We start from the raw sequence: 26,993 nt of genomic DNA on the forward strand, positions 1-26,993 counted from the left end.
TTTCTTAGAAAGTTACCTTTGGAACGTTGCGATCTTGAGGATCGGTAACTTCATAAAATTCGCGCTCTGTAACCTTTGCAAAACCTGCGAAAAAGCTGGTCGGGATGGTTTTTACAGCGGTGTTGAGGTTGCGAACGTTGTCGTTATAGAACTGACGTGAGAAAGCAACTTTATTTTCAGTTGTTGAAAGTTCTTCTTGTAGAGATAAGAAGTTTGATGATGCTTTGAGATCTGGGTAAGCCTCAGCGACTGCGAGCAATCCGCGGAGCGCTTGCGTCAACATTCCATCAGCGGCTGCAACATCGGCAACCGTTGAAGCAGTGGTCGCCTTAGCGCGCGCTGTAACAACGGCATCGAAGGTGCCTTGTTCGTGCGCGGCATAACCTTTTACGGTTTCAACTAAATTTGGGATTAAGTCAGAGCGGCGCTTTAACTGCACTTCGATCTGAGCAAATGATTCATCGACGCTGATATTTAAGCGGATGAGTCGGTTGTATTGAGCAACGAAGAAAAGTACGAGAAGACCAACAACTGCGAGCGCGATAATGATTTCCATAATTAATTCAACCCCTTAAGTAAAGGTTGTATTCCCTTTACTAGTTTATTGTGGATTACTTGATCTTGCTTTGGTGGAAATTTAAGAAGGAGCGGCTTGCGGTTGGTCCGCGTTGACCCTGATATCTAGAGCCGTATTTCGCACTGCCGTATGGATGCTCAGCAGGAGATGAGAGTTTGATCAGACAGAGCTGACCGATCTTCATTCCTGGGAATAGCTTTACCGGCAGATTTGCTACGTTGGAAAGTTCAAGGGTGATGTGTCCAGAAAATCCCGGATCGATAAAGCCAGCAGTTGAATGTGTAAGCAAGCCAAGGCGGCCGAGTGAAGATTTTCCTTCAAGGCGACCGGCAATATCATCGGGCAAGGTGATGATTTCGTAGGTGCTGGCGAGAACGAATTCGCCTGGGTGCAAGATAAATGCTTCGCCATCTTCGGCGACGACTTCGCGAGTTAGCTCGGCTTGTTCGATCGATGGATCGATAACTGAGTACTTGTGGTTTTCAAAGACGCGGAAGAATTTATCGAGGCGGACATCAACCGATGAAGGTTGGATCATCGCCTCTTCAAATGGTTCGACGGCGACGCGGCCGGCGTTGATTTCAGAGCGGATATCGCGATCACTTAGAAGCACGGCGTGAGCCTATCTGACCGCGGTAGAAACGCTTAGTTAGGGCTTGCGTAAGTTACTGGTGGGTAGCATTATTTGCCCATGAGCCATTACAACGCCAACCTGCGCGATATCGAATTCTGCCTCTTTGACCTCTTCCAAACCGAGAAGGTGCTGGGGACTTCCATCTTTAGCGAACTCGATCGCGAAACTGCGATGGGGATGTTGGAAGAGATGAAGCGCTTAACCGAGAACGATCTCGCTGAATCTTTCGTTGAAGGCGATCGCGTTGGTGCGATTCTCAATAAAGAAACTGGAAATGTCACACTTCCAGAAAGTTTTAAAAAATCTTATAAAGCTTATATTGATGGTGAATGGTGGCGTCTTGATGCGCCGGTTGATTTAGGCGGAACAAAAGTTCCGGCTGCAGTTCGTTGGGCGATCGCCGAAATGGTTTTAGGTTCAAACCCTGCGATTCACATTTATGCATCTGGTTATGCATTTGCACAAGTTGCATATGTTTTGGGCACCGAAGATCAGAAGCAGATGGCGAAGTTGATGGTTGATCGCCACTGGGGCGCAACGATGCAGTTAACAGAACCAGATGCTGGTTCAGATGTTGGTGCAGGTCGCAGCAAGGCGGTGCAACAACCTGATGGAACTTGGCATATCACCGGCACAAAGCGCTACATCACATCAGGTGATGCAGACTTCTACGAGAACGTTATGCACTTCGTTCTTGCTCGCCGCGAAGGTGGCGGACCAGGAACTAAGGGGTTGTCACTCTTCTTAATTCCTAAATTTATGTTTGATCTCAAGACCGGTGATCTCGGAAAGCGTAACGGCGTTTTTGTAACCTCACTTGAAAACAAGATGGGTCTAAACGTCTCCGCTACATGCGAAGTAAACCTCGGCGAGAAAGAGCCAGCAGTAGGTTATTTGTTAGGTGAAGTCCACGAAGGTATCGCGCAGATGTTTAAGGTAATTGAATTTGCGCGCATGATGGTTGGTACAAAGGCGATCGCGACTTTATCCGCTGGATATCAGCAAGCACTTAGCTATGCGAAAACCCGCGTACAAGGCGGGGATATGAAGGTTATGAACGATAAGGCGAGCCCGCGCGTAACGATTATCCATCACCCAGATGTGCGTCGTTCGCTGATGGTGCAGAAGTCATACTCCGAAGGTATGCGCGCACTAGTTCTATACACCGCAACTATTCAAGATGAGATTGAACTTGCTCGCGCAGCTGGCGATGAGGCAAAAGTTAAGACAATGGAAGCGCTTAATGATCTCTTGCTGCCAGTTGTTAAGGGTTACGGCTCTGAAAAATCTTGGACACTTCTTGGTACTGAATCGCTACAAACATTTGGTGGCGCAGGATTTACGCAAGATTGGCCGCTAGAACAATATGTTCGCGATGCCAAGATCGATACTTTGTATGAAGGCACAACTGCAATTCAGGGTCTTGATTTCTTCTTCCGTAAAGTTGTTAAAGATGGCGGAAAAGCACTTGGCCTTCTTGGAAAAGAGATCCAAACATTTGCTGAAGCAGGCGGTGCACATGCTGAAGAGAAGCAAGCGCTTCTCAAGGCTCTCGGTGATCTAAATGGCATGGTCGGCGTTCTTGTTGGACATGCCATGGCATCACAAGAATCTGCGCCAGAGATTTATAAAGTTGGTTTAAATACATCGCGTGTATTGATGGCAGTTGGCGACATCATCACTTCTTGGTTATTACTACGCCAAGCAGATATCGCTGCTGAGCGTTTGCCGAGCGCATCTGCAAAGGATGCCGATTTCTACACCGGCAAGATCGCATCAGCTAAGTTCTTTGTGACAAATTACCTGCCACATATCACCGCTGATCGTAAGATCGTTGAGGCCACCGATAGTTCAATCATGGAAATCTCTGAAAACGCCTTTTAAATAACTTTTGCTAATTAGGCGTATATCTAACTTAAGATAGGCTCACCCAATGCTAAATAAGCATCGGGGCGAGTTCTACCTAGTAATAGGTGCGATCTTCTTCTCCATGAACGGGGTAGTTGTCACCTTGGTCCTCGACCATATGACCACCTTCCGCCTGGCCCAAGTGCGCGCACTTGGAACCTTCTTCCTCCTCTTTCTTATTACCTTTATTCAGGATCGAAATTCCCTAAAGGCCGAACGCCGTGAAATCCCAACCTTGCTCTTCTATGGCGTTTTTGGCTACGCGATGGTGCAGCTCGGTTACTTCATCGGCATTTCTCGCGGAGTTCCGCTTAGCTTGGTGCTGATTATCGAATTTACCGCACCAATATGGATCGTTCTCTGGATCAAATTTGTTCGTAAATCAGTCGTTGCTAAAGATATGTGGGTGGCAATTGCACTTTCATTACTTGGGTTAATTCTGGTTGCAAAAGTTTGGCAAGGATTCTCATTCGACTTAATCGGATCTTTTGGCGCCCTTGGCGCCGCGTTGGCTTTGGCCGTTTACTTCTTAATGAGCCAATCGCAAGGCACAAAACGTTCTGCGCAAGCGATGGTTGTTTGGGGAATGGGAGTCGCAGGGCTTTTCTGGTCTTTAGTGCTGCCGATCTGGAATTTTCCGACAGCGATTTTTACAACAGAGATTAATTTGCAGGGGCGCTTTAGTGGCTACAGCGCACCAGGTTGGTTATTGATCGCCTACGTAATTGTTTTTGGAACCTTGGTTCCGTACCTATTTGTGGTTGGTGGAATTCGCAGGCTAAGTGCTTCAACATCTAGCGTTATCGGAATGCTTGAACCAGTTTTGGCTGGAGCATTTGCTTGGATCTGGTTATCGCAATCATGGACAGCGATTCAATTATTTGGCGGGCTTATTGTATTAATCGGTATCTATATTGCAGATCGAGCAAAGACAAACGCTAAATAACTTTATTCGTTCCAAGCGCCATCTTGTGGTTCTTGCTGTGCAGTGAAGTCGCGACCTGCACCGGCACTCGGCGCCATATCTGCAAAGCGCGCAAAGTGAAGTTGCGCAGCAACGGTGATCGTCTTGGTCTGACCGTTACGGTGCTTAGCAACGATTAGATCTGCTTCACCTGATCGGTTTTGAGAGTCATACATATCATCGCGGTGGAGCAAGATAACTACGTCGGCATCTTGTTCGATCGAACCAGATTCGCGAAGGTCTGAAAGCATTGGCTTCTTATCTGAACGCTGTTCCGGTGAACGGTTGAGCTGTGAGATCGCGATAACCGGAACGTTTAACTCTTTAGCCATAAGTTTTAGGTGGCGAGAAAATTCAGATACTTCTTGCTGACGGTTTTCTACGCGCTTGCCGCTAGTCATCAACTGCAAGTAGTCGATAACAATTAACTTGAGGTCGTGGCGCTGCTTTAAACGGCGGGCTTTAGCGCGGATCTCCATCATCGAAAGGTTTGGAGAGTCATCGATAAATAGAGGTGCGGCAGAGATTTCTCCCATACGGCGCGCAAGCTTCGACCATTCTTCATCGCTTAACTGACCGGCGCGAATATTATTTAAACCAACTCGCGCTTCAGCAGACAACATACGCATTGTGATTTCAGAGCGCGACATTTCGAGCGAGAAAATAACTGATGTTTTGCCGTCGTGGATTGATGCATGTCGTGCAATATCAAGGCCGAGAGTTGATTTACCAACTGCAGGACGAGCCGCCAAGATAATCATGTTGCCGGGATGGAAGCCGTGCGTTAAGAGATCTAGATCGCGGAAACCAGATTTAACTCCTTCAATGCCTGTTCCTTTTTGAATCGCTTCGATCTCATCGAGGGCTTCAGGTAGCAGCGTTGCAAGTTGTACATAATCTTCTGAGGTGCGGCGTTCGGTAACTGCATAAACTTCGGCTTGCGCTTGATCAACAGCGTCATCGACTTCACCTTCGACGTTGTAGCCGAGTTGCACAATCTTGGTGCCGGCTTCAACAAGGCGGCGCATGATCGCGTGTTCGCGAACAATCTTTGCGTAGTAACTTGCATTGGCGGCAGTTGGAACAGATGAAATTAAAGTGTGTAGGTAAGGTGCACCACCTGCGCGTGCAATGTCGCCGCGCTTTGTGAGCTCTGCAGAAACTGTGACCGCGTCCGCTGGTTCGCCGCGACCATAGAGATCGAGAATTGCATCGTAAATTAACTCGTGTGCCGGGCGATAGAAATCGCGTTCGCGTAAAATTTCGAGCACATCTGCTATTGCATCTTTTGATAAGAGCATTCCGCCGAGAACAGATTGTTCTGCGATTAAATCTTGTGGCGGTGTGCGCTCGAACTCGGCGCCAACGTTGTTATATGAGGCGTTGGCTCGCGATGAATTGTTAGGTAGTTCGGCGATGCTCACGGGTGTAACTTCCCACCTTGCACTGACAAAAGCGAAGGCACCTGGGGATAAGGCTGTGCATAAAGGAGTGGATAAGCGCCTTTTCCTGTGTAAATCCCTGTGTGCAGGGTGTGGGTAACTATTCTCTTTTTCAATCTTTTCAAGGAAAGCGCAGGTCAGGAAGGGGCAGCGTTCACTTGAGGCTGTGCATGAAAGTAAATTCTCACTTCTCAACCAGTGAGACTTTCTGGCAATAACCATTTATTCATCTAAATACTGGAGACTTCTCGCATGATCGTTGACTACGCCTTGTATCAAAATGGAGTTCGCTACAAAGAACCTTCTAATCTCCCTGAGTTAATTAGTAAAGCGCGCAATGGCGAAGGTTTTATCTGGTTGGGGCTAGCTGAGCCAACCCCAAATGAATTTGAGAAAATAGTAGGAGATTTTAGATTCCATCCTTTAGCAGTCGAAGATGCAATCACCGCTCATCAACGCCCAAAATTTGAAGAGTATCCGGGAGTGCAAGCGTTTGTTTTAAAAACCGCATTTTATGACGAGAGTAGTAGTCAAGTCTCAACTGGTGAAATCTTCTGTTTCATCGGAGATTACTTCATCGTCGTTGTTCGCCACGGAAATGGTGCACCACTTGTTAATACGCGCCATGCCCTCGAAAGTAATCCTGAGCAGTTGGCCAAAGGCCCTTACGCAGTTATGCATGCAATTCTCGATCATGTTATCGATTGTTATATTGATATTTCTATTGAATTAGAAAATGACGTGGTTGGAGTGGAGCAGAAAGTATTTAGCGGAACTTCCAAAACGGTATCGCGAGATATTTACCTGCTAAAGCGAGAAATTATCGAATTCCGTCATGCGATTGATCCGCTTCTTTCGCCGCTACAACACATTGCAAGTGTGGGCGCACGTAATATTCCTGAATCGCTAACGCCGTTTTTCCGCGACACTCTTGATCACCTTGCGCGCGCATCTGATGCCGCTGCTGGATTGGATTCATTGCTTGCATCTGCGCTACAGGCAGATTTAGCGCAAGTTCAAGTGCAACAAAATGCAGATATGCGAAAGATTACTTCTTACGTAGCTTTAGCATCGGTCCCAACAATGGTCGCTGGTATTTATGGCATGAACTTTGATGTAATGCCTGAATTACGCTGGAAATTTGGCTATCCGTTGGTCCTTGGGTCTCTCGTACTTTTAACTGGGCTCTTGTATCGCAAGTTTAAAAAATCCGGTTGGCTCTAGTTTTTCTAAAGAAAAAACCCCGACCGAATTAACGGCCGGGGTTTTACTTAATCAATTACAACCAAGAAATTACTTGGCAGCGACAACCTTTACGGTCACTGTTGCAACAACTGAATGTGCAAGTGAGACCTTAACTGTGTGCTCGCCAGCCTTCTTGATATGTCCAGCAGTCTTGATGCTGTGACGGTCGATATCGACGCCTGCTGCTGCCTTGATAGCTGCTGCGATGTCTTTATCTGTGACAGAACCGAATAGGCGGCCAGCTGTTCCAGCTTTAACTGAAACTGTAACTGCTGCCTTTTCAAGTGATGCCTTGATCTCTTTAGCGTGATCGATATCGCGGACTTCACGTGCAGCGCGAGCGCGACGGATTCCTTCGATCTGCTTTTCGCCACCAAGTGACCATGCGATTGCAACGCCACGTGGCAACAAGAAGTTGCGTGCGTAGCCATCTTTGACAGTTACTACATCGCCGGCTGAACCGAGCTTTGTAACTTCGCGAGTAAGGATAAGTTTCATATTCTCATTCCCCCTTAGCGAGCTGTCGATGTGTAAGGCAAGAGCGCAACTTCACGGCTGTTCTTGACAGCTGTTGCGACCGAGCGTTGGTGTTGTGTGCATGCGCCAGTGACGCGACGAGCGCGGATTTTGCCGCGATCGGAAATGTACTTGCGAAGTGTGGCGATATCTTTGTAATCGATATATGTCACCTTGTCGCGGCAGAAGCTGCAAGGCTTCTTCTTGAACTTCTTATTTAGGGCTGCAGCTTTTGCGCCCTTATTTTTCGGTTCCTTGAGGTTCCGGTTATTTCTTGCTCCCATTGTGGTGCTCCTTTTAAGTGGGCCCTAGGTGTTTAAGCTAGGAATGGATGGACTGGTTTATAAGGCTTAACTAGCCTTTTTTACTTTAGAAGGGTGGTTCTTCAGAGGTTGTGGTTGCCCATCCTCCGCCTGTATTGCTTGTTGAAGCAGCAGCCCATGGGTCGTCATTAAATGACTCTCCGCCGGTTGCAGCTGGTGCAGAGAATCCGCCACTTGTTCCGCCTGCGCGTTGTGCACGAACCACCTTTGCAGTTGCGTTACGTAGTGATGGACCAACTTCATCAACTTCTACCTCAAAAACAGTGCGCTTTTCACCTTCTTTAGTTTCATATGAACGCTGCTTTAGTCGACCAGAGAGAATGACGCGCATTCCCTTTGTTAACGACTCTGCAACGTTCTCAGCAGCTTGACGCCAGATCTGACATTGAAGGAAGAGGCTCTCGCCATCTTTCCATTCGTTAGTTGTCTTATCTAGATAACGAGGTGTTGAGGCAACGCGAAATTTTGCGACGGCCGCACCTGATGGTGTGAAACGAAGCTCGGGATCGTCAACTAGGTTGCCGATCATTGTGATTGTTGTATCTCCTGCTGCCATTTTTTACCTCTTCTCTCAGTTCTCTGAGACTTATCTACTGGTGGAGTCCTTGCTTTAAATTATCGTCAACGAGTGACAATTAAGGAGCGACGCTCCCTAACTGTGGATTACTCGGGACGCATAACCTTTGTACGGAGTACAGATTCATTCAAATTAAGTTGGCGATCCAACTCTTTGATTGCTGCTGGTTCGCAATTCATATCGATGACTGCGTAGATACCTTCGCCTTTTTTCAGAATTTCAAAAGACATACGGCGCTTGCCCCAAAGGTCAAGCTTGTTTACTGTGCCACCGCTATCTTTGATGATCTTGAGATATGTCTCAAGGCTTGGTGTGACTGTGCGTTCTTCAAGTTCTGGATCAAGAATGACCATTAATTCATAGTGACGCATGCGTTAACCCGACCTCCTCTGGACTAAGACGGCCACGGTATTTCCGTGACAGGAGGGTTAGTGCTTCTTTGTTTAGCCCCCGATGGGAGCCTCACGCTGAAGGCTTAAGGGTACGCGTTGCCGCTTTCAAAGAGAAATTCACGCAGGGATCTGTGGGCGGCAGGCCCCTGGGTGCCACCGGCCAGGCCGCGACGCACGAAGATCGCGATTAAGTAAATGGTGGCGGCAATTCGCAGCAAAGTAATTAACGCGTAGCCATAAAGCGGCAGACCAAATTTTGCGCCGGTGACTGTCGCCAAGTGCTGCCAAATGGCAACGTGATAGATAACTTCAGCGCCTTGCCAGATCCAGAAGGCATGTAAATCTCGTTTATCAATTAGCGCAATCACCGCAAGTGGGGTTAGCCATAAAACATATTGTGGTGAATAAACCTTGCTCGCCACCATCACAGATGCGAGAACAATGAAGCTAAGGGAAGCAAGTGATGGAATGGTGCGAAGTTCGAGAATGTAAATCGTGATTGCCGCAAATGCTGCCAGTAAAACCAAAATTGAAAGGTAGTTAAGGTTTGCCAGGTTTAGACCTAGTGCAGTGAAGGCATACCAAAGCGATCCCCAATCCGAGCCGCGTGAAAGATTTAATTGATAGAAACGTAGCCAACCTTCAGGGGTTGTTAAGTAAACCGGCAAATTGATTGCCGCAAATATTGCAACTGTGATTACTAAGTAACGTACTGCTACAGAAATTTGATTGCGTCGTAAGAAGATAAATGCTATCGGAAGCAATAAGAAAATCGGCATGAACTTTGTCGAAATTGAAAGACCAAGTGCAAGTGCACTTAAATCTAATTTCTTTCTATCAAACCAATAGATCGCACCTAACATCGAGATAATTGCCCAGAGATCCCAGTTAATGTAAAGCGAAGCAATTGCAGCTGGCGCAAGTGGAGTTAAGTAAGCAAACTCAGGGCGCATCTTCGCGACAATTAGCGAGATGAAGATAAAGAGCAGGGCTAGAAAAAAGATATTTGCAAAGAAATAATTTTGCAGTGCGTTATCGTCTGTTGGAACTATTTTTGCAACTGCCCACATAATCGCACCGGTTACGACTGGATATTCAACAGAAGCATCGCCGTTGCCATAGGCCCATTCGCCTTTATTTAAGCCTCTTTCACCGTATAAGGCTGGAAGATCGGAGTAACAGGCGTGAACATATTGGCCCGGTGTTTGCCAGTCAGTTGATATGCAGGGGCTAAATTTTGCGAAACTTAATAGTGAAGCAAGTATTGCTAGCGCAATTAATGCGCGTGCACTTGTGCGCACGGATTAGTCTTCTTTTCTTACCTGAACGCCGCCACTGGTCATCACTATTGGATCAAGTCCACCAATATTTGCTGGCGCCGGAAAGCTCATCTCAGGTTGGCCTCTTAGCGCGCCCTTCATAAATGCAGTCCAGATTCGCGCTGGGAAAGTTCCACCTGTAACAGATGTCAGTCCACCGATTCCGTTTAGCGATTCAGATGCGCTGTCGCGGAAGAGCGCAACTGATGCCGCAAGCTGCGGTGTATAGGCGCTAAACCATGCTGATGCATTTGACTGGCTAGTTCCGGTCTTTCCAGCCGCTGGACGACCGAGTGCAAGAGCAGCTGAACCTGTTCCACCATTTACAACGCTCTTTAGAGCATAAGTTAAATCAGCCATTACATCTTTAGAGAAGACTTCCTGGGTCTGCATTGTTCCTTCATAGAGCAGGCCCTTATTTGGTCCTGTAACTGATGTGATCAGATACGGCTTTGCATAAACACCTTGGGCAGCAAATGTGGCATAGGCATTTGCAACATCGATTACGTGTGGGCTTGCAACACCGAGTGAAACAGACGGTGCTGGCACCATCGCGACTGATTCTGGAATTCCGGCGCGACGTGCGGCGTCGACAACTTTATCTAGACCAGCTTTTTGTCCAAGTGGAACATAGATGGTGTTGATTGAGTGTTTAGTTGCCTGCAGAAGATCTATCTGGCCCCAGCCTTCATTTCCATAATTTGAAACTTCATATGGCTTTCCTAAATCATCAAATATTTGTGGTGAATCACCGTTCCACATTGAAGTAAGTGGAATACCGGCTTCAAGGGCAGCGATAAGTGCGAAGGGCTTAAAAGTAGAGCCGGCTAGCGCAATTGACTGGGTGGCATCGTTTAATTGGCGTTCCAAATAATCGCGGCCGCCAAACATTGCAACTATCTCGCCCGTTCCGGGACGGATCGCAGCTAAACCAATTCTTAAATTATCTGGCGCTTTCTTGGGATAGAACTTAGTTACCGCATCAACGGCTGATTGCTGTGCGCGCTGATCGATAGTTGTTTTGATTACTAGACCACCAACAAGTAATTGGTCTTCGGTAAAACCTAACTTGCCCATCTCTTTTTGAACTGCGGCGACGATATGTCCCTTAGGTCCACTCAATTGTCCAGTTTTGGTACGCGGGATAACGGTTGGGAATTTCGCTTTAGCGGCATCTTCGGCTGTAATCCATTCGCGTTCTAACATGCCGTCAATTACATATTTAAATCGGTTCTCTAAACGTACGCCATTCTCTTTAGACAGTGACGGGTCGTAATAACCAGGAGAGCGCAAAATACTTGCGATCACCGCCATCTGAGATAAGTTGAGTTGGTTTGCGTTGCGATTGAAATACTGCTGCGATGCGGTCTGCACGCCATAGGAACCGCGGCCGAAGTAAATAGTATTTAAATAATTTTCGAGAATCTGATCTTTCGATAGAGAATTCTCCAACTTCAAAGAGATAACTAGCTCTTTGATCTTTCTTTGGATCGTTCGGCTGGGAGAGAGAAAGGCGGTTTTAGCGTACTGCTGGGTGATCGTTGATCCGCCTTCACCATTTAAATTACCGGAGCGTAAGTTGTTAAGTAGTGCGCGCGTAATACCAGTGATGCTAAATGCTTTATTTGAATAAAAGTTTCGATCTTCGGCAGCTAGAACTGCATTGCGTAGATCCAGAGGAATTTTGGCAAGCGGCAAGATCTGGCGATTTTGAGATCCGATGCGCCCAATCTCTTGACCGTTTGAATATTGAATAATTGTTGATTGGCTATTTACATATGCATTCGGATCTGGAATTGAAACGGTAAACCAAGCAAATGCGAATAGCGTTGATCCAGCGATAAAACCAAAGCCGGCTAAGAAAATACCGGCGCGGATAAGTTTTCTGCGGATCATTTCTTAAGGTTACCCTTTAACCCAATCTTCATCTTCCAAGGTGCGTACGCGACGGGGTGGCTTTCGCTCACTTCCATCGCCTAATAGGTATGAAGAGCAGAGATGGTTCCAAGAGCATTCACGGCAGACTTCAACGGTATAAACGGCAAACTCCCCGAACTCTTTCTCCATTTCCAACAACTCAACCTCAGTCTTAATGCGACCTGAGAATTGTCCGAGTTGATCACCAAACGTATAACGAAGTTCAACTAGCGATTCTTTTTTACAGACTGGACATTTTCGTTGCGCTTTCTCACCGTGATATTTAGCGGCGCGCATCAAATAAGGGTCAGCATCACAGGCATCAACTACTCCGCGAAAGAGCGCCAATAAAGTGGCGCGCTTATCAAGTGAATAATCAATGAACGCACGCTTGGATTTCATAATGAGAGAAGGATAAACCTCTTTTGCAGGCTTTGCGCGACTACCCTTTAACTATGAACGTCTGGCAGATTTTGACCGATCGCAAATTCTCTCGGTTACTCCGCCTACGCTGGACAGGTCAGATGACCGATGGAATATTCCAGAGCGCCTTAGCCTCATTCGTTTTATTTTCACCAGAGCGCCAAGCAAATGCACTTAACGCCGCCTTAGCATTTGCTGTGGTTCTTCTTCCATATTCTTTAATTGGTCCATTTGTCGGAACGATTTTGGATCGCGTTTCCAGACAACGAGCGATCATGTTTGCCAACTTAACTAGAGCAGCGACTTTATCGATTATCTCGCTTCTGATATTTCAAGGGCGAACCGGTATTGAGATGACCGTCTTTGTTCTCGTTGCTTTTGGAGTTAATCGTTTAATTCTTGCCGGACTCTCTGCAGGTATTCCGCTGATGATTGAAAGTAAATCTCTCATTAGCGCCAACGCTCTTGCTGTGACTGGTGGTTCAGTTTGGGTAGTTCTAGGCGGCGGAATTGGCCTTGGTTTGCGCCGATTAATTAATGAGACAACCACCGCAGATAAGGCAGACGGCGTCATTATTTTGGTGGCGGCGGTGGGTTATTTATTGGCAGCGCTCTTTGCTTCGTTGTTAAAGCGAAAAGAGATTGGCCCGTTAGATCACGAGATAAAGAACGCAAGCTTTACCCAAGGCTTAATTGAAATGCGCGAAGGTGTCCGTTTTCTTCGCCAACATATGGATGCGGCGCGCGGTATTGGTGCGATTGCAATTCATCGCGGCGGAATAACTGCCTTGACCCTGATCGCTCTTCTATTAGAGCGAAATACCTTTAATGATCCGGTCGATAATGAAGCGGGGTTGGCAGGACTTAGTTTTACCTTATCTATTGCAGCAATCGGTTTCGTTGTTGGCGCAGTGGCCGCACCTTACGGAGTTCGCCGCGTTGGGCGCCATCGTTGGATGAGATTTTCGTTAATTGCCAGCACTTGTGGCCCATTATTCATCTTATTTGTGCGAACACCCCTAACTTTGATCTGCGCAGCCTTTGTGACCGCGTTATTTGGGCAGAGTTTAAAAGTTACCAATGATGCTCTAGTTCAATCAAAGATCGATGATATTTATCGCGGTCGCGTCTTCTCTGTTTATGACGTTGTCGTAAATGGCGCAATTGTTTCAGGCGCTGTTATTGCAGCACTGCTTCTACCTAATACTGGAGATAGTTATCTAGTGCCGCTAATCGTCTCAACGATTTATTTAATCGCCGGGCTTCGCCTACTTCGCAGTGGGGTTTTCTTTGCTCCACCAGTTAAGTAGTTCTTCAGTAGCGCGTTCTTCACCCAGCGGGCCATGCTCAAGGCGCAACTCAAGTAGGTAATCCAAAGCTTTACCAACTGCAGCAGATGGTTTGATATTAAGTAACTTCATAACTTGCGCGCCATCTAAATCTGGTCGGATCTTAGAAAGTTCTTCTTCTTCCATTAACTTAGCGATACGTGCTTCGAGCCCGTCATATGTCTTGGCTAAGCGCTCTGCCTTCTTCGCATTACGTGTTGTGCAATCAGCGCGAGTTAAAACATGTAAATGAACCAGTAAATCCCCTGCATCGCGCACATAACGGCGCACTGCAGAATCAGTCCATTCGCCATCTCCGTAGCCATGGAAACGCAGGTGTAGCGCTACTAAGGTTTCAACTTGTTCAATCGTGTCACCGTCAAAGCGCAACGCTTTCAACCTGGACTTGGTAAGACGTGCGCCAACAATTTCATGGTGATGAAAGGACACTCCTCCACCTGGAATTAAATTACGCGTCTTTGGTTTACCAATGTCGTGAAGTAGCGCTGCCAGGCGAATAATTAAATTAGGACCACCTAGGCGATCTTCATGAGAAATCGCCTGCTCTAGAACGGTTATTGAATGCTCGTAAACATCTTTGTGGTGGTGGTGTTCATCAATTTCGAGGCGGAGTTTAGGAATTTCTGGAAGAACTATTTCAGCAAGGCCCGTTTCAACTAAAATTGTAATTCCGGTTCGCGGGTTCTTTGACATTAACATTTTTGTAAATTCATCGCGAATGCGTTCGGCTGAAATTATTGAGATTCTTCCAGCCATATCTTTTATCGCCTGCAGAACATCGGGTGCAATTTCGAAATCTAGTTGGCTAGCAAATCGCGCAGCGCGCATCATGCGCAGTGGATCATCAGAGAAAGAGTTTTCCGCCTTTGCTGGTGTGCGTAAAACTCTCTTCGCTAAATCTTCCAAGCCATTAAAGGGATCGATAAATTCAGGAGTTTTTGTGGTTAGCTCTAGCGCCATTGAGTTAACTGTGAAATCACGTCGTGATAAATCACCTTCGATTGAATCACCGTACTCAACTTCAGGTTTGCGACTATCGGGATCGTAACTTTCAGTTCGGTAAGTTGTAACTTCAACAGTTGTGTCACCGCGTTTTCCAGCAACAGTTCCGAATTCAATTCCGGTATCCCAAACGTTTTCCGCCCAACCTTGCAGAATTTTCTTTGTAACTTCTGGTCGCGCATCGGTTGTGAAATCTAAATCATTTCCAAGTCGGCCAAGCAGCGCATCGCGAACTGGTCCGCCAACTAAAGCCAAGCGAAATCCTTGGGCGGCAAAACTTTGGGCGAGTGAACTTGCCAGTGGTGCCCGTTTAATGAGCGAGGCGATCGCAACTTCTCCCGCGGCTCCTAATGCACTCGTCACAAGACCAAGATTAGAGCAGTACCCTTGGTCTATGACCCCGGCACCTAGTGCGGGCAGCGAAGGTACGAAGAAAAAGCGCAGGCGTAGACGCCCCGCAAATCGCGCCCCACTTGCAAGTGATTCACCTGCCAAAGATGCGCAGGCGCAGAATAAACGCCCCGCAAAGAGCCCTGCCAAGAATCCAGCAAAAAATTACGCCAAGCGGGTAGATGAAGTCAGCGCTGGCGGTTTAGTTATCGATCACAGCGGAAAGAACGGTCTTTTAATCGGTCGTATTGATCATAAAGATGCCAGCGGAAAACGAATTTTGTGGTCCCTCCCAAAGGGGCATATAGAAGAAGGCGAAACTCCTGAACAGGCTGCGCTCCGTGAAGTCGCCGAGGAAACCGGAATCGAATCTGAGATTGAACGCTCTTTAGGTGTGATTGATTTCTGGTTTATGGCTGGCGGTAAGCGAATTCATAAAACTGTTCATCATTACTTGTTCCGCGAGACCGGTGGATTATTAGCACCACAAGAGAGTGAAGTAGATGAGGTCGGTTGGTTTCCACTTGCTGAAATTGTTGATCGTTTAGCTTATCCAGATGAGAAGAAATTGATTGCACGGACTGACGCAACCGCTGAAGTTGGCGCTAAATGAAGAAATCATCCGCACTCATCTTATCTTTAGCTTTTCTATTTATAAGTCTTCCGCATTCTATTGCTGATGTAACCGTAACAAAGTTAACTAGTAAGCCATACCAACTATTTGATGGCACTTTTAGAAATGATGATCTAACCAACGATCTACTTCCAACAGGCCGTTTAGGTAGGCCACTTGAAAGTAAGCCTAAAGGACCGCGTACTTGGGTTATTGATGGCGCTCTACTTGATGAAGTCGCCGCAATGGCAGATGGATACGAGTTAAGTAATGGTGAATTAACCACTGGACAGCTCGTTGCAAAAGGTTGGATCTCTCGCTTAATTCTTTTAACGGCTGGCGATAAAGTATTTGCGCTGCCTTATGGAAATCCTGATTTATCACTAGCTACGCGCTCTGCTCCTAGCGAGCTTCGCCTATATAAAAGTTATGGCATAGAGCGAGTTGAATTTCATTTAAACCGTAAGGTTTCGCCCGGAGATAGCAGTGTTTGGAGCACCGGTAAATCACGTTTAAGCCCTGTATTGCGTAAGAAATATACGCAAAATCGCCAAGCGTTAACTGCATTGTCATCGGTTGTGAGCGCTCCTGAAGTTAAAGCCCAGCGCGCGAAGTTAGCGGTTTTACTTTCGCCGTCGCTTAATCAGAAAGATCGCGAATTTTTCTCATATGACGCAGCCGATGGGGTAGTAAAAACCTTAAATCGTTTACGTGTTTCTTCAGGAAAATATCAAATCGCATCCGAAACCGGAAAAGTTCCAGTCACTGTAACAAATGATTTTGGCGTTCCCGTAAGTGTTGCAGTCAATTTAACTCCACTCAACTCACGTGTACAGGTATCGGATGTTCCAACTTTCACCATCGGTTCAAATTCGCGAACCCAGCTCTCAATTCCATTTAACGCTATCGCTCCTGGTGCAACAACTGTGCTCGCACAAATCACAAATGCGGAAGGCGATGAAATTGGTCCAGCATCGCGCTTAGCAATTAAAGTAACTTTCTTTGATTCGCGGGTTACTTACTTCACGATAGGTGCGGCGCTCTTGCTATTTGTAGCGGCTTTAACCCAGACTATTCGCAGAATACGAAGGGGGCGTAATGAAAAGCAATGAGCTTTTTCGCGCCTCAGGTGTTATGGCGATCGGAACAATCCTTTCGCGTATTACTGGTTTCTTCCGGGCAATTCTTGCGGTTGCTGTCTTGGGCACAGCGCTACTTGCAGATTCATACAACGTGGCAAACACAATGCCAAATATTCTCTACAACTTACTTGTTGGTGGAGCGCTAACCGCGATCTTCGTTCCGCAATTAGTGCGCTCATTCTCTGATGAAGATGGTGGACATGGTTTTGCCTCGCGCTTAGTTACAACAATTTCTGGAATTCTCTTACTCCTTGTTTTAGTTGGCGTAATTTTTGCGCCGTACCTTGTAAAACTCTATGCGCCAGAGTTTGCAACTGACGGTTTTGAGCGCGAATTCTCTATCGCAGTTGCTTTCACCCGTTATTGCCTGCCGCAGATTTTCTTTTTAGGGCTATTTACGATGTTGGGGCAAGTTGCTAATGCGCGCGGTTCTTTCGCTCCTTTAATGTGGGCGCCAATCGCTAATAACCTCGTTGTTATAGTGATTTTTAGCGGTGTTCTATTCCTTCAAGAAAGCATCTCCGTTGAAAACATTACCGACGCCCAGATCCAACTTCTCGGTTGGGGAACAACTCTCGGAATTGTTATTCAGGCACTTATCTTGATCCCGGTTGTTAAGAAATCTGGAATACGTCTGCGCCCAATATTCGGTGTTGCAGGGCTTGGTAAATCTTTCTCATTAGCTGGTTGGACCTTGGTTTATGTTTTGATCTCTCAACTTGGTTACTTAATTACGGTAAATGTCGCTACTAGCGCCGCGGTGCGAAGCGCCCAAGCGGGAATAACAACCGGTGTTGGTTTCACGCCATTTACAAGCGCTTACTACATTATGTTGCTGCCGTATTCAATCGTCACGATTTCAATCGTTACCGCCTTGCTTCCACATTTATCTAAGTTAGCAATTGATAAGAATGTCGAAGAAGTTAAGAAGCAGTTGATTCGTGCAATCCGCATGTGTGGTGTTGTAACAGTTCCAAGCTCTGTCGCATTATTGCTCTTTGGTTCACTAATGACTGAAGTTCTCTACTTTGGTATTTCACTTGAAGACTCTCGTTACATTGGTTATGTCTTATCGGCGCTAAGTTTAGGTTTGGTTGCATTCTCAATTAACTTAGTTTTGATCCGTGGCTTTAATGCTTTTGAAGATACCAAGACCCAAGTTGTATCTATCTTGATAATCAACATAATCTCATCAGTTCTCTCGTATGTTTTCTTGGCAACGTTAAAGAGTGAGTTTGTAACAATTGGTTTGGGGGTGGCCTTTGCGGTTAGTTACATCCTCGGTCTATTTGTAACGATCGCGCTTTTAAAGAAACACACCGGGCCTCTAGAGATGTCGAAGTTTGCAGGTCAGCATGCGCGCCTATATCTAGCATCGGCGATCGCGATGGTTCCCTTCTTTCTTCTCGCCTTCTTCTTTAATTGGATGAATGATGATGCCGCGCCCCTCATTGGCGTAGCTCGTTTATTAGTTGTTTTGATTGGAAGTGGGGTCGGGTTCTTGCTCGTTGCGCATGCCTTGAAAATCACGGAAATCACTGCGATGAAAGAGTTTGCAATCTCACTTTTGGGTAAGCGCCGTGCTGCCCGCGCAAAGTAATCTCGAATGGATACGCTGAGCCCATGGTAAGAAATCTCGTAATCGTTGGTTCTGGTCCTGCCGGATATACCGCTGCTATCTACGCTGCCCGCGCCCAGTTAGATCCAGTTATTTACGAAGGTTCAGTTACTGCAGGTGGCGCGTTGATGAACACCACTGAGGTAGAAAATTTTCCAGGCTTTGTCGATGGCGTGATGGGTCCAGATCTAATGGACAGCATGCGCAAACAAGCAAAACGTTTCGGCGCAGAGCTAATTACCGATGACGTCGTTGAAATGGATTTATCAGGCGGCATTAAAATTATTAAAGATGGTTCTGGAAATACCGTCGAAGCTAAAGCGGTAATCCTTGCAATGGGATCTGCTTATAAGGAAATTGGTTTAGAGAACGAAAAGCGTTTATCTGGTCGCGGAGTTTCATGGTGTGCAACTTGCGATGGTTTCTTCTTCCGCGATCAGACAATTGCTGTAGTTGGTGGCGGAGACTCTGCAGTTGAAGAAGCGACTTTCTTAACAAAGTTTGCCTCAAAGGTTGTTTTGATCCACCGCCGCGATTCACTTCGCGCCTCAAAAATTATGGCAGAGCGCGCTTTTGCAAATCCAAAGATTGAAATGCTCTGGAATACCGAAGTAACAGATGTACTCGGTGCGGAGAAAGTTGAAGCGTTAGAACTTCGCAATACAGTTACTGGTGAAGTTAGTAAGCGAGATTTCACAGGGTTATTTGTCGCCATCGGGCATATTCCGCGCAGTGAACTTGTTACATCTCAAGTAACGCTAAATGAAGAGGGTTATGTTTCAGTAGAAGGACGCTCAACGCGCACCAACTTGAAGGGCGTCTTTGCCTGCGGCGATCTTGTCGATTTCACATATCGCCAAGCAATTACTGCAGCAGGGTCGGGATGTCAGGCGGCGTTAGACGCTGAAAAATTCCTCTCGCACTAGTACTCTTACAACAACGTACTTTTTAACAGTTAAAAGCAGATCTAAAGCAGATATAGAACCGATTAAATAGGAGCAGCAAATGAGCGCAGGAAAAGTAACCGCAGCCAATTTCGATGAGGTCGTACTCAAGAGCAGCAAGCCAGTTCTTGTTGATTTCTGGGCTGAGTGGTGTGGACCTTGCCGCGCAGTCGGACCAATCCTTGATGAGATCGCAACTGAACACGGAGACAAACTCACTATCGTGAAGCTAAATACCGATGAAGAATCAGCGATCGCGATCAAATATGGAGTTACATCAATTCCAATGCTCAACGTTTATGTAAACGGTGAAGTTGTAAAGACAATTATTGGTGCAAAGCCAAAGCCAGCGCTTCTAAAAGAGCTCGAAGGCTTCATCTAATCAACTCGTTGGTTTAGATCTCTTATGAAAGAACTATCTCCTGACGAGATTCGTTCTTTTCAGCAAGAACGTGGTTTGCATGTAACCGGTGAGTTAAATGACCAGACCAAACGCGCACTTGAAGAATCTCGCTGGAAGTTAGGCGATCGTTCTTTAAATCTCCAACCATCTCCAATGATGCGCGGTGACGATGTTGCAGCACTTCAAGCGCGCCTTACTGAGATGGGTTTTAACGCCGGACGCGTTGATGGAATATTTGGTGAGCGCACTGAATCTGCAGTAAAAGAGTTTCAAAAATCGGTAGGAATAAAAGTTGATGGTAAATGTGGTCCAGCAACAATTATCGCGTTGATTCGTTTAACTAAAATAGTTTCTGGTGGAGCGCCTGCACAAATGCGTGAAAGCGCTAAGCAACGCAATCGCGGTCCTGCACTTGCAAATAAGGTAATTGTTTTGGATCCAGCATTTGGCAACGATGAAGCAGAGATTGTTTATGACATTGCACAACGTTTAGAAGGTCGTTTGTTAGCACTTGGCGCCAGTGTGTTTTTAACCCGCGGACCAAAGAATGTTTTAACAGAGAATGAAATCATTACTTTCTCAAATAAAAATAGCGCAGACTTGGTTATCTCTTTACATACTGATAAACACTCAAACCCTGACGCACATGGAGTTTCAACATACTTTTACGGCAGCGATGCCCATGGAGTGCATTCAATAGTTGGTGAGAGATTTGCATCCCTTGTGCAACGCGAGCTCTGCGCGCGCACTGATTTATTAAATTGCCGAACCCATGCCAAAACTTGGGATCTACTTCGCCTAACTCAAGCCCCAGCGGTGCGCGTAGATTTGGGTTATCTAACAAATCCTGGTGATGCAGCGCGCCTTGCCCGTCCTGATTTTCGCGATACTTTGGCTGAGGCTTTTATTATTGCGATTCAACGCCTTTATCTATCGGCTGAGGATGATGCTAAAACAGGAACTTTGCGGTTATCTGACCTGCGAAGTGCGGGCATTCGTCGCTAGTTTTAATTAATTCGCTAGCGCTAGTGGGCATGTGGGAGACTAACGGGTATGTCTGAGGTATCAGTTCGCTATCAAACCGGTGTACCGCAAAATCTAGAACAACGATTTGCAACTCGCGCCGCCGGAATGTTGCCTTCTGAAATTCGCTCACTCTTCGCCGTTGCATCTCGCCCGGAAATTGTTTCTCTGGCTGGTGGAATGCCAAATCTTTCAGCGCTTCCAATGGAGATGATGGCTGGCGTTGTTAATCAGTTAATCCTTAACAATGGCGCTGAAGCTCTGCAGTACGGCAGCGGCCAAGGACATCCGAAGCTTCGCGAACAAATCTGCGACGTTATGGCCCTTGAAGGAATTCGCGCCAACCCAGATGACATAGTTGTTACAACAGGCTCACAGCAAGCACTTGATTTGATTTCACGAATCTTTATCGATCCCGGCGATGTTGTATTGGTAGAAGCGCCTTCTTATGTCGGTGCGCTCGGAACATTTAGACAATATGAAGCATCTGTTGTCCATGTTGAGATGGATATGAACGGCCTGGTTCCAGATGCTCTGCGGGTAGCGATTAAATCTGTACGCGCTGCCGGTCGCAAGATTAAATTCTTGTACTTGATTCCAAATTACCAAAACCCAACTGGCGTTTTGTTGCCAGCCGATCGCCGTACTGAAATTCTAAATATTTGCCGCGAAGAAGGAATCTTCGTAGTTGAAGATAACCCTTACGGACTGCTTGGTTTTGATCGCCCATCACCAAATGCGATGCGCGCTGAAGATTCTGAAAACGTTATCTATCTTGGCTCATTCTCAAAGACCATCGCATCAGGTTTGCGTATTGGTTGGGCGCTAGTTCCACAGTCGTTAAAAGATAAATTGGTAATTGCATCTGAATCATCAATTCTCTGTCCATCAAACTTCACTCAGCTAACTATCTCTAGCTATCTTGCTGATCAACCATGGCGCGATCAGATCGCATCATTCTGCGAGCTATATAAGGTACGCCGTGATGCGATGCTCGAATCACTTGAACAATATTTTCCAAAAGAGGCTACTTGGACTAAACCAGGTGGCGGTTTCTATGTTTGGGTTAACTTGCCACCAGAAATCGATACAAAGGCGATGATGCCAAAGGCGATCGTTGCCAAGGTTGCTTATGTTCCAGGCAACGCCTTCTATGCAGATGGTTTTGGATCTTGGTCGATGCGACTTTCCTACTGCCACCCAACCCCTGAACGAATCCGTGAAGGCGTTAAAGCTTTGGGTGGAATCGTGACGCAAGAAATGTCGCGTCGCGGTACAGCGCTTTCTTGATTTAAGCAGTTTGGATTTACTTAGCGCCCTCAATTAGATCAACAATTCGCTGTAAATCTTCGCGTCCTGCATATTCAATAACAATCTTGCCTTTGCCGTTAACGCCCTGAACGCTCACCCGGGTATCTAGGTAATCACTCAACAACTCTTCGGCAGCCAGGGTTTCTCCTGTCGTGAAACTTTTTCCACCTTTGCCACTCTTAGTTGAGCCTTTCTTTGGTGAATGAATTGCTACCGCTTCTTCAGTTGCGCGAACACTTAAACCTTCGGCGACGATCCGATTAGCTAACTTTTCAATCTCTGCCTCGTCAGTTAAACCAAGCAGTGCGCGAGCGTGGCCTGCCGAGATAACTCCTGCCGCAACTTTGCGTTGCACTGTTGGGGGAAGATTTAAAAGACGAATTGTGTTTGAGATAAGTGGGCGAGAACGACCAAGTTTTAACGCGAGTTCATCGTGTGTGCAGTTAAAGTCGGTAAGTAATTGCGCATAAGCAGCTCCTTCTTCAAGTGGGTTAAGTTGGCTACGGTGAATATTTTCAATTAACGCCTCGCGCAAAAGTTCGTTATCTGGAGTTTGGCGAATGATTACAGGAATCTTCTTTAAACCAGCAGCTTTTGCCGCGCGGAAGCGGCGCTCTCCCATAATTAATTCATATTTACCGGGAGAAGTCTGGCGAACAACTGGTGGTTGCAAGATCCCAATCTCTTTAATTGATGCGATTAATTCGTTGAGTGCACCCTCTTCAAAGATTGTGCGCGGCTGACGTGGGTTGGGTGAAATTGCATCAACTGAAACTTCATTCTGTTGTGCAACTTCATTGCCGGCAACGGTTAGAGATGTTGGAATTAAAGAATCTAGATTAGTTCCAAGGCCACCACGTTTTGCACTCATGCAATTTCTCCATCGCGTTTGTAATTAATATTTACAACATTTGAATCAAAGTCAACATCGAGAGCATTTTTTGGCTTTCCGCGTTCTGCAATTTCACGCGCTACCTGCATATATGCAATCGCACCTGGTGATAGCGGGTCATAAGTCATAACTGTTTGATTGTAAGAAGGCGCTTCTGAAACACGTACTGCGCGTGGGATTGGAATATCAATTAACTCTTTTGGAAAGTGCGCGCGAACATTTGCAGCGACATCATTTGATAAACGGGTACGACCATCAAACATAGTTAAGACAATTGTTGAAAGATCTAAGTTTGCATTTAAACGCTTCTTCACAACGCCATATGTTTCAAGGAGTTGTGATAAACCTTCAAGTGCGTAATATTCGGTTTGAATTGGAATTAAAAGTTCACGCGCTGCAGCAAGTGCGTTGATTGTGAGCAGTCCAAGTGATGGTGGGCAATCAATAAAAATGTAATCGTAATTTGGTGAAATCTCATCGATCGCTTCTTTTAAACGAAGTTCGCGCGCAACCATTGAAACTAAATTAACTTCAGCATTTGCAAGAGACGAGTTTGAAGGAACGCAATCAAGTGCCGGAAAACCTGCAACCTTTTGAATCACAGAACCAATTTGCGCACTGCCCATAAGTACGTCGTAAATACCCTCGATATCACGGTGCGGAACACCCAAGGCGGTGCTGGCGTTGCCTTGTGGATCTAGATCAACGACCAAGACCCGCAGGCCGCCCATAGAAAGGGCCGCTGCGATATTGACTGTTGTGGTGGTCTTTCCGACCCCACCCTTCTGGTTTGCCACAGTGAAGATGCGGGTTGAGGCAGGTTTTGCCATCGCCTCTTTTAGGCGTCGGACGCCGACGACCTTTGTCTCGCTCTCGCGATCGCTTGTTTCACGTGAATCAACCACGCGCCTATCTAAGCACTTATTAGAGAGCCCTTACGCACAGAGATCACTCTGCCGAGCTCGATTCCCTCAAGTTTTATCTCGTGGAGCTCGGCTCCCTTGATGCCAACCATCTCATTTGCCGCAGACTCCCCCTTCATCGCTAAAAGGGAGCCTCCGGTTTTAACCATATGCCAGCTCATCTTCTTCAACTTCTCCATTGGGGCAACGGCGCGAGCAGTTACAAAATCAGCGCTCTTCTTTACATCTTGGGCGCGGCCACGGATGACCGCAATCTCGACCCCACCGGTTGCGATAGCAGCAACTGCCTCATTTAAAAACTCAACTCTGCGCTCAAGTGGCTCGATTAGGGTCACTTTTAAATCTGGGCGGGCTAGGGCGATGACGATTCCTGGCAGCCCTGCCCCAGAACCGATATCGAAGAGGGAGGCCCCCTGCGGCAAGAGTTGGGTTACAGGTAGGCAGTTAAAGATATGGCGCTCCCAGATCCGCTCACCTTCGCGTGGGCCAATTAGTCCTCGTTCGATGCCTGCGGTGGTGAGAAATTCGGCGTAGGCGCGGATAGCGTCCTCTTGCCCAGGAAAGAACTTTGCAATATACGTTTCACGTGAAACTTGTGAAGGATCTGACTCCGGCTGGAGATTTGTCATCTAGATACTTAAGGCGCTTTAGGCGGGATAGATGACGACGAAGCGGTTTGGATCTTCGCCATCTGACTCAGATGACAGCCCGAGGGTCTGGATCGTGTCGTGGATGATCTTGCGCTCAAAGGCGTTCATTGGGTCAAGTTTGATCGATGCCCCAGTGGTCTTTGCCTGCTCTGCCATCTTCTCGGCGAGGGCGGTTAGCTCCTTGCGGCGCCCTGAGCGGAATCCATCGATATCGAGCATTAGGCGGCTACGGTCGCCGGTTGCTGTCTGAACAGCAAGGCGAGTTAGCTCCTGGATTGCATCTAGGACTTCACCTTCCTGGCCGACTAGGTGGCGAAGCTTTCCGCCGACGATCGCCAGGCTTGCGCGGTCGTTTTCCACATCAATATCGATATCGCCATCTAGGTCTGCGATATCTAGTAAGCCTTCGAGGTAATCAGCTGCGATATCGCCTTCTTCTTCAAGGCGCGCAATTGTCTTTGGCGCCTTTTTGGTAGGTGTACCCACTTCCGTGGTCTCGTTTTCCAATACTTCTGTGGTCTCTTCGCTCATTTGACGCTCCTTGTAGTTATGTAAAGTTGTTTGGGTCTTTTGATAGTTTTTGTTATAAAATGTCCGTTTTACTTCTTCTTTTTCTTCTTTGGCTGCTTTCTCTGGCCTTTAACCTCATTAGTTCCTTCAGCGCCGTCTTCAGGGTTTGTTCCATCGAGAACGGTTCCTGTTGAGTCTTTTGAACCTTTTTTATCTTTCGCTGCCTTCTTCTTTTGTAGCTCTTCATAAGCAGGAGAGCCTGGAGTTGGGTTGCGTTTAATTACATAGAACTGTTGTCCCCATGTCCAGAAGTTTGTTGTTGACCAGTAGATCAAAACTCCGACTGGAAAGTTAACGCCTGATACCGCGAAAATTACCGGGAATAAATACAACATGATTTTCTGTTGTTGCAACATCATATTGTTGCTGGAATCCATTTTTGGCATTCCTTTTACCATCAACTGACGTTGTGTTGTAAATGTTGTAGCAGACATAATAAAAATCAAAATAACTGTAACGATCTTTACAGTTGTGTCTGGTGAACCTAGGAAGGTCTCTGAAATTTTCGCGCCGAAAAATGTTGCCTGTGCTGCGCTATCTAGATATTCGCCTTTTAGGAAACCGCGCGCGATTGGCGCTGGTACACCAGCATCTGTCTTTGCCGCAATTCCATTTAGAACTGTAAAGAGTGCGAAGAAGATTGGTGCTTGCGCCAAGATTGGAAAACAAGATGCAAGTGGATTTGTCTTATGTTCTTTATAGAGCTTCATCATCTCTTCTGATTGCTTTTGGCGATCATCTTTATATTTATTTTGGATCGCCTTCATTTGTGGTTGAAGAGCAGTAAGCGCGCGTTGACTTTTAATCTGCTTAACAAATAGCGGGATTAAAATAATACGAATTAGAACAACAAGTCCGACAATCGAGAGCGCCCAAGTAACTCCGCTATCGAAACCGAAGATAGGTGAGAGTAAGTAGTGAATTCCGACAATAACTCCGGATACGAAGTTATAGAGGGGGTTTAAAATAAAGCCCATTAGTTAGCTCCTACGCTGGTTTTCTCTGTGGTTTTAGTGTTTGTTGAGGCTTCTTTAACTGCATAATCAACGCCGCCATGTGACCATGGGTTGCAGCGCACTAAACGCCAGAGCGCCATACCTACGCCGCGGATTCCGTAATGCGAAATTGCAGATGCGGCATATGTCGAACAAGATGGGTAATACTTACAACGCGGTGCAAAAGATGGGGAGATCCATTTTTGATAGAAGTTAATTGCCGCAACCAATACTGTGCGCATCTACTTCACCGCGTTTCGGGTTGAGCGTTCCAGTAATTTAGAGACAAGTTTTTCGACCTCTGAGATAACGTCAGAAGATGAACCTTTAGCCAGGGCGCGAATTACAAAGAGAGAGTTTTTTGGAAGTTTTAAAAGTTGTGGCGCTGCCGCATGGCGAAGTTTGCGAGCTAACGCATGGCGCGCAACCGAGCCGCCAACTCCCTTGTTAACAATTAACCCAAACTTTGGTGGGTTGGTTTCTTCTGGAGCAGGGTTGATGTAGAGGTATCCAACGAAGTGCTCTGAGGTAACGCGGGTTCCGCTCTTTGTTGCGCGAGCGAAATCGGCGGTTAAATTCAAACGTGCGTTTTTAGGCAGCACGAGATTTTCCGGTGCGGCTCTATAACTTACGCAGAGAGGCGAACGCGGCCCTTGGCGCGACGAGCTGAAAGAACTGCACGTCCTGCGCGGGTTGCCATGCGTGCGCGGAAGCCGTGCTTCTTGGCGCGACGACGAGTATTAGGTTGGAAGGTGCGCTTTGTCATGATGACTCCTTTTAAAACTTAAATTGCGGCCAGTTCGGCTTGAGCGTGGGCGGGTTTTGACTGACCCGACCTGAGCGCAAACCGGTTTCTATGAACTCTTCATAAATACGGGGGAAGCGAGGGTGTAACGGTAGAGGTGTGGATAGAGTCGGGTCAAACTGGATC

30 protein-coding genes are annotated in these 26,993 nt (G+C 46.7%); 11 read left to right on the top strand and 19 right to left on the bottom strand.

The annotated features are described in order from the left end of the window. Window positions 1–4: 4 nt before the first annotated feature. On the bottom strand, window positions 5–556 hold the full coding sequence (locus tag A1sIIB106_RS06945; protein ID WP_095677797.1) for a LemA family protein: 552 nt from the start codon (window positions 554–556) through the stop codon (window positions 5–7). A 55-nt stretch (window positions 557–611) separates the two neighbouring features. Next, the gene (dcd, locus tag A1sIIB106_RS06950; RefSeq protein WP_095671745.1) at window positions 612–1,190 is read right to left on the bottom strand and encodes a dCTP deaminase; all 579 of its coding nucleotides are present in this window, start codon (window positions 1,188–1,190) and stop codon (window positions 612–614) included. Window positions 1,191–1,268: 78 nt separating this feature from the next. Between dcd and A1sIIB106_RS06955 the strand changes: the two genes are divergently transcribed. Continuing rightward, complete coding sequence (locus A1sIIB106_RS06955) at window positions 1,269–3,095, top strand: acyl-CoA dehydrogenase (RefSeq protein ID WP_095677798.1); 1,827 nt, start codon at window positions 1,269–1,271, stop codon at window positions 3,093–3,095. Window positions 3,096–3,144: 49 nt separating this feature from the next. Then, window positions 3,145–4,065 carry a DMT family transporter gene (locus A1sIIB106_RS06960; RefSeq protein WP_095677799.1) on the top strand — a complete coding sequence of 307 codons (921 nt, stop codon included), beginning with the start codon at window positions 3,145–3,147 and terminating at the stop codon, window positions 4,063–4,065. 2 nt (window positions 4,066–4,067) lie between these two features. Here the strand turns inward: A1sIIB106_RS06960 and dnaB are convergent, their stop codons facing one another. Further along, window positions 4,068–5,507, bottom strand: coding sequence for a replicative DNA helicase (gene dnaB, locus A1sIIB106_RS06965; RefSeq protein WP_095677800.1), 1,440 nt, complete (start codon window positions 5,505–5,507; stop codon window positions 4,068–4,070). Window positions 5,508–5,777: 270 nt separating this feature from the next. On the opposite strand from dnaB, the gene A1sIIB106_RS06970 reads away from it, so the two are divergent. Continuing rightward, a complete protein-coding gene (locus A1sIIB106_RS06970) occupies window positions 5,778–6,749 on the top strand; it encodes a magnesium and cobalt transport protein CorA (RefSeq protein ID WP_095677801.1) in 972 nt (323 codons plus the stop codon). A 69-nt stretch (window positions 6,750–6,818) separates the two neighbouring features. Here the strand turns inward: A1sIIB106_RS06970 and rplI are convergent, their stop codons facing one another. The 7 genes from rplI to A1sIIB106_RS07005 form a co-directional block, all read right to left on the bottom strand. Beyond that, window positions 6,819–7,268: a 50S ribosomal protein L9 gene (gene rplI, locus A1sIIB106_RS06975; protein WP_095677802.1), complete on the bottom strand. Its 450-nt coding sequence runs from the start codon at window positions 7,266–7,268 to the stop codon at window positions 6,819–6,821. 14 nt (window positions 7,269–7,282) lie between these two features. Next, entirely contained in the window at window positions 7,283–7,570 is a 288-nt protein-coding gene (gene rpsR, locus A1sIIB106_RS06980) for a 30S ribosomal protein S18 (RefSeq protein WP_095526666.1), read from the bottom strand. Window positions 7,571–7,655: 85 nt separating this feature from the next. Further along, window positions 7,656–8,165: a single-stranded DNA-binding protein gene (locus A1sIIB106_RS06985; RefSeq protein ID WP_095677803.1), complete on the bottom strand. Its 510-nt coding sequence runs from the start codon at window positions 8,163–8,165 to the stop codon at window positions 7,656–7,658. 107 nt (window positions 8,166–8,272) lie between these two features. Then, entirely contained in the window at window positions 8,273–8,557 is a 285-nt protein-coding gene (gene rpsF, locus A1sIIB106_RS06990; protein WP_095671751.1) for a 30S ribosomal protein S6, read from the bottom strand. A gap of 104 nt (window positions 8,558–8,661) precedes the next feature. Continuing rightward, the gene (locus A1sIIB106_RS06995) at window positions 8,662–9,879 is read right to left on the bottom strand and encodes a glycosyltransferase family 87 protein (RefSeq protein WP_095677804.1); all 1,218 of its coding nucleotides are present in this window, start codon (window positions 9,877–9,879) and stop codon (window positions 8,662–8,664) included. A 3-nt stretch (window positions 9,880–9,882) separates the two neighbouring features. Further along, window positions 9,883–11,793 (bottom strand): transglycosylase domain-containing protein, encoded by a 1,911-nt coding sequence (locus A1sIIB106_RS07000; RefSeq protein ID WP_095677805.1) that lies wholly within the window; start codon window positions 11,791–11,793, stop codon window positions 9,883–9,885. A 9-nt stretch (window positions 11,794–11,802) separates the two neighbouring features. Continuing rightward, window positions 11,803–12,216 carry a DUF5318 family protein gene (locus A1sIIB106_RS07005; RefSeq protein ID WP_190276882.1) on the bottom strand — a complete coding sequence of 138 codons (414 nt, stop codon included), beginning with the start codon at window positions 12,214–12,216 and terminating at the stop codon, window positions 11,803–11,805. A 53-nt stretch (window positions 12,217–12,269) separates the two neighbouring features. Between A1sIIB106_RS07005 and A1sIIB106_RS07010 the strand changes: the two genes are divergently transcribed. Beyond that, the gene (locus tag A1sIIB106_RS07010) at window positions 12,270–13,547 is read left to right on the top strand and encodes an MFS transporter (protein ID WP_095677806.1); all 1,278 of its coding nucleotides are present in this window, start codon (window positions 12,270–12,272) and stop codon (window positions 13,545–13,547) included. Here the strand turns inward: A1sIIB106_RS07010 and A1sIIB106_RS07015 are convergent. Continuing rightward, window positions 13,506–14,951, bottom strand: coding sequence for a CCA tRNA nucleotidyltransferase (locus tag A1sIIB106_RS07015; protein ID WP_095677807.1), 1,446 nt, complete (start codon window positions 14,949–14,951; stop codon window positions 13,506–13,508). The genes A1sIIB106_RS07010 and A1sIIB106_RS07015 overlap by 42 nt on opposite strands. Window positions 14,952–14,982: 31 nt before the next feature. On the opposite strand from A1sIIB106_RS07015, the gene A1sIIB106_RS07020 reads away from it, so the two are divergent. From A1sIIB106_RS07020 to A1sIIB106_RS07050, 7 genes are all read left to right on the top strand, one after another. Continuing rightward, a complete protein-coding gene (locus A1sIIB106_RS07020) occupies window positions 14,983–15,591 on the top strand; it encodes an NUDIX hydrolase (RefSeq protein ID WP_095677808.1) in 609 nt (202 codons plus the stop codon). Beyond that, window positions 15,588–16,703 carry a DUF6049 family protein gene (locus A1sIIB106_RS07025; protein ID WP_095677809.1) on the top strand — a complete coding sequence of 372 codons (1,116 nt, stop codon included), beginning with the start codon at window positions 15,588–15,590 and terminating at the stop codon, window positions 16,701–16,703. The genes A1sIIB106_RS07020 and A1sIIB106_RS07025 overlap by 4 nt, the downstream gene beginning before the upstream one ends. After that, window positions 16,690–18,333, top strand: a complete 1,644-nt coding sequence (gene murJ, locus A1sIIB106_RS07030) for a murein biosynthesis integral membrane protein MurJ (protein WP_095671759.1) — start codon at window positions 16,690–16,692, stop codon at window positions 18,331–18,333. The genes A1sIIB106_RS07025 and murJ overlap by 14 nt, the downstream gene beginning before the upstream one ends. A gap of 23 nt (window positions 18,334–18,356) precedes the next feature. After that, window positions 18,357–19,277, top strand: a complete 921-nt coding sequence (gene trxB / locus A1sIIB106_RS07035) for a thioredoxin-disulfide reductase (protein WP_095677810.1) — start codon at window positions 18,357–18,359, stop codon at window positions 19,275–19,277. A gap of 79 nt (window positions 19,278–19,356) precedes the next feature. Then, on the top strand, window positions 19,357–19,677 hold the full coding sequence (gene trxA, locus A1sIIB106_RS07040) for a thioredoxin (protein WP_095671761.1): 321 nt from the start codon (window positions 19,357–19,359) through the stop codon (window positions 19,675–19,677). Between the two features lie 24 nt (window positions 19,678–19,701). Beyond that, window positions 19,702–20,703, top strand: coding sequence for an N-acetylmuramoyl-L-alanine amidase (locus A1sIIB106_RS07045; protein ID WP_095671762.1), 1,002 nt, complete (start codon window positions 19,702–19,704; stop codon window positions 20,701–20,703). Window positions 20,704–20,751: 48 nt separating this feature from the next. Continuing rightward, a complete protein-coding gene (locus A1sIIB106_RS07050; protein WP_095677811.1) occupies window positions 20,752–22,011 on the top strand; it encodes an aminotransferase-like domain-containing protein in 1,260 nt (419 codons plus the stop codon). Between the two features lie 16 nt (window positions 22,012–22,027). On the opposite strand, the gene A1sIIB106_RS07055 is transcribed toward A1sIIB106_RS07050, so the two are convergent. The 8 genes from A1sIIB106_RS07055 to rpmH form a co-directional block, all read right to left on the bottom strand. Then, on the bottom strand, window positions 22,028–22,903 hold the full coding sequence (locus tag A1sIIB106_RS07055) for a ParB/RepB/Spo0J family partition protein (RefSeq protein WP_095677812.1): 876 nt from the start codon (window positions 22,901–22,903) through the stop codon (window positions 22,028–22,030). Continuing rightward, window positions 22,900–23,829 (bottom strand): ParA family protein, encoded by a 930-nt coding sequence (locus A1sIIB106_RS07060; protein ID WP_269466862.1) that lies wholly within the window; start codon window positions 23,827–23,829, stop codon window positions 22,900–22,902. Before A1sIIB106_RS07060 ends, A1sIIB106_RS07055 begins: the two co-directional genes overlap by 4 nt. 8 nt (window positions 23,830–23,837) lie before the next feature. Then, window positions 23,838–24,476, bottom strand: a complete 639-nt coding sequence (gene rsmG / locus A1sIIB106_RS07065) for a 16S rRNA (guanine(527)-N(7))-methyltransferase RsmG (protein ID WP_095677813.1) — start codon at window positions 24,474–24,476, stop codon at window positions 23,838–23,840. Between the two features lie 18 nt (window positions 24,477–24,494). Beyond that, the gene (locus A1sIIB106_RS07070) at window positions 24,495–25,028 is read right to left on the bottom strand and encodes a Jag family protein (protein ID WP_095677814.1); all 534 of its coding nucleotides are present in this window, start codon (window positions 25,026–25,028) and stop codon (window positions 24,495–24,497) included. A 68-nt stretch (window positions 25,029–25,096) separates the two neighbouring features. Continuing rightward, window positions 25,097–26,044, bottom strand: a complete 948-nt coding sequence (yidC, locus tag A1sIIB106_RS07075; protein WP_095677815.1) for a membrane protein insertase YidC — start codon at window positions 26,042–26,044, stop codon at window positions 25,097–25,099. After that, window positions 26,044–26,304, bottom strand: coding sequence for a membrane protein insertion efficiency factor YidD (gene yidD, locus A1sIIB106_RS07080; protein ID WP_095677816.1), 261 nt, complete (start codon window positions 26,302–26,304; stop codon window positions 26,044–26,046). The genes yidC and yidD overlap by 1 nt, the downstream gene beginning before the upstream one ends. Next, a complete protein-coding gene (gene rnpA, locus A1sIIB106_RS07085) occupies window positions 26,305–26,664 on the bottom strand; it encodes a ribonuclease P protein component (protein WP_095677817.1) in 360 nt (119 codons plus the stop codon). A gap of 26 nt (window positions 26,665–26,690) precedes the next feature. Beyond that, complete coding sequence (rpmH, locus tag A1sIIB106_RS07090) at window positions 26,691–26,828, bottom strand: 50S ribosomal protein L34 (RefSeq protein WP_095671770.1); 138 nt, start codon at window positions 26,826–26,828, stop codon at window positions 26,691–26,693. Window positions 26,829–26,993 lie beyond the last annotated feature (165 nt).

It is taken from the genome of Candidatus Planktophila lacus (assembly GCF_002288325.1).
Taxonomy (GTDB): Bacteria; Actinomycetota; Actinomycetes; order Nanopelagicales; family Nanopelagicaceae; genus Planktophila; species Planktophila lacus.

Bases quoted from the DNA above. Each gene is read 5' to 3' on its own strand.
- A1sIIB106_RS06945 (WP_095677797.1), bottom strand. From the start codon at position 556: ATGGAAATCATTATCGCGCTCGCAGTTGTTGGTCTTCTCGTACTTTTC.
- A1sIIB106_RS06955 (WP_095677798.1), top strand. From the start codon at position 1,269: ATGAGCCATTACAACGCCAACCTGCGCGATATCGAATTCTGCCTCTTT.
- A1sIIB106_RS06960 (WP_095677799.1), top strand. From the start codon at position 3,145: ATGCTAAATAAGCATCGGGGCGAGTTCTACCTAGTAATAGGTGCGATC.
- A1sIIB106_RS06970 (WP_095677801.1), top strand. From the start codon at position 5,778: ATGATCGTTGACTACGCCTTGTATCAAAATGGAGTTCGCTACAAAGAA.
- rplI (WP_095677802.1), bottom strand. From the start codon at position 7,268: ATGAAACTTATCCTTACTCGCGAAGTTACAAAGCTCGGTTCAGCCGGC.
- rpsR (WP_095526666.1), bottom strand. From the start codon at position 7,570: ATGGGAGCAAGAAATAACCGGAACCTCAAGGAACCGAAAAATAAGGGC.
- A1sIIB106_RS06985 (WP_095677803.1), bottom strand. From the start codon at position 8,165: ATGGCAGCAGGAGATACAACAATCACAATGATCGGCAACCTAGTTGAC.
- rpsF (WP_095671751.1), bottom strand. From the start codon at position 8,557: ATGCGTCACTATGAATTAATGGTCATTCTTGATCCAGAACTTGAAGAA.
- A1sIIB106_RS07000 (WP_095677805.1), bottom strand. From the start codon at position 11,793: ATGATCCGCAGAAAACTTATCCGCGCCGGTATTTTCTTAGCCGGCTTT.
- A1sIIB106_RS07005 (WP_190276882.1), bottom strand. From the start codon at position 12,216: ATGAAATCCAAGCGTGCGTTCATTGATTATTCACTTGATAAGCGCGCC.
- A1sIIB106_RS07010 (WP_095677806.1), top strand. From the start codon at position 12,270: ATGAACGTCTGGCAGATTTTGACCGATCGCAAATTCTCTCGGTTACTC.
- A1sIIB106_RS07020 (WP_095677808.1), top strand. From the start codon at position 14,983: ATGACCCCGGCACCTAGTGCGGGCAGCGAAGGTACGAAGAAAAAGCGC.
- A1sIIB106_RS07025 (WP_095677809.1), top strand. From the start codon at position 15,588: ATGAAGAAATCATCCGCACTCATCTTATCTTTAGCTTTTCTATTTATA.
- murJ (WP_095671759.1), top strand. From the start codon at position 16,690: ATGAAAAGCAATGAGCTTTTTCGCGCCTCAGGTGTTATGGCGATCGGA.
- trxB (WP_095677810.1), top strand. From the start codon at position 18,357: ATGGTAAGAAATCTCGTAATCGTTGGTTCTGGTCCTGCCGGATATACC.
- trxA (WP_095671761.1), top strand. From the start codon at position 19,357: ATGAGCGCAGGAAAAGTAACCGCAGCCAATTTCGATGAGGTCGTACTC.
- A1sIIB106_RS07045 (WP_095671762.1), top strand. From the start codon at position 19,702: ATGAAAGAACTATCTCCTGACGAGATTCGTTCTTTTCAGCAAGAACGT.
- A1sIIB106_RS07050 (WP_095677811.1), top strand. From the start codon at position 20,752: ATGTCTGAGGTATCAGTTCGCTATCAAACCGGTGTACCGCAAAATCTA.
- A1sIIB106_RS07055 (WP_095677812.1), bottom strand. From the start codon at position 22,903: ATGAGTGCAAAACGTGGTGGCCTTGGAACTAATCTAGATTCTTTAATT.
- rsmG (WP_095677813.1), bottom strand. From the start codon at position 24,476: ATGACAAATCTCCAGCCGGAGTCAGATCCTTCACAAGTTTCACGTGAA.
- A1sIIB106_RS07070 (WP_095677814.1), bottom strand. From the start codon at position 25,028: ATGAGCGAAGAGACCACAGAAGTATTGGAAAACGAGACCACGGAAGTG.
- yidC (WP_095677815.1), bottom strand. From the start codon at position 26,044: ATGGGCTTTATTTTAAACCCCCTCTATAACTTCGTATCCGGAGTTATT.
- yidD (WP_095677816.1), bottom strand. From the start codon at position 26,304: ATGCGCACAGTATTGGTTGCGGCAATTAACTTCTATCAAAAATGGATC.
- rpmH (WP_095671770.1), bottom strand. From the start codon at position 26,828: ATGACAAAGCGCACCTTCCAACCTAATACTCGTCGTCGCGCCAAGAAG.